The organism is Bacillus sp. LR--39, from assembly GCF_053613335.1.
The window spans coordinates 1-555 of record NZ_JBSIOT010001401.1; the positions used below are offsets into that span (position 1 = coordinate 1).

Sequence of the window (555 nt, forward strand, 5' to 3'; positions counted from 1 at the left end):
AAGTCGGAGAGATCAAGCATCCCGGTTTTGCAGTATTGAACAATATTGCCGTCACTCAGGAAGGGCGTCCGCTGTTTGAAAACAGATTTAAAAACAGAGCGGGAAAAGTCGAAAAAGAGCCTGGCTTTGAAGCAATTCGAGTGCTCCGTCCGCTTGACAGTGACACCTATGTCATTCTGACCTTGTGGGAAACGGAAAGCGCCTTTCAAGACTGGCAGCAGTCCGGTTCTTACAAAGAAGCCCACAAAAAACGCGATACATCTGCCGGAATTGACACAACATCGATCTTCTCCCGGCCTTCCTATGTCACCACATATTTCGCTGTCGAATAGCTGCCGGCATGTCCGGCAGCTTATTTTATTGGGAGGAAAGCAAAATGAAGCATACTTGCCCAGTCTGCGGGTTTAAGGGATTGGCTGAACCGCCATATGATCATGAAGGCAATCATTCTCATGAAATCTGCCCGTGCTGCGGTTTTCAGTTCGGATTTGATGATTACGAGATGCAGCACGAGGATGGTTCATATTTAGAGCCATCGGAAAGCATCATCGCCTA

At 47.7% G+C, this 555-nt stretch carries 1 protein-coding gene and 1 pseudogene; both read left to right on the forward strand.

From position 1 onward, the window contains the following. The coding region (gene hmoB, locus ACWHAR_RS30750) for a heme-degrading oxygenase HmoB (protein ID WP_452088894.1) at positions 1 to 332 on the forward strand (332 nt) is incomplete at its 5' end. Positions 333 to 376: 44 nt separating this feature from the next. Beyond that, positions 377 to 555 (forward strand): annotated as a pseudogene (locus ACWHAR_RS30755) (hypothetical protein); the annotation flags it as partial.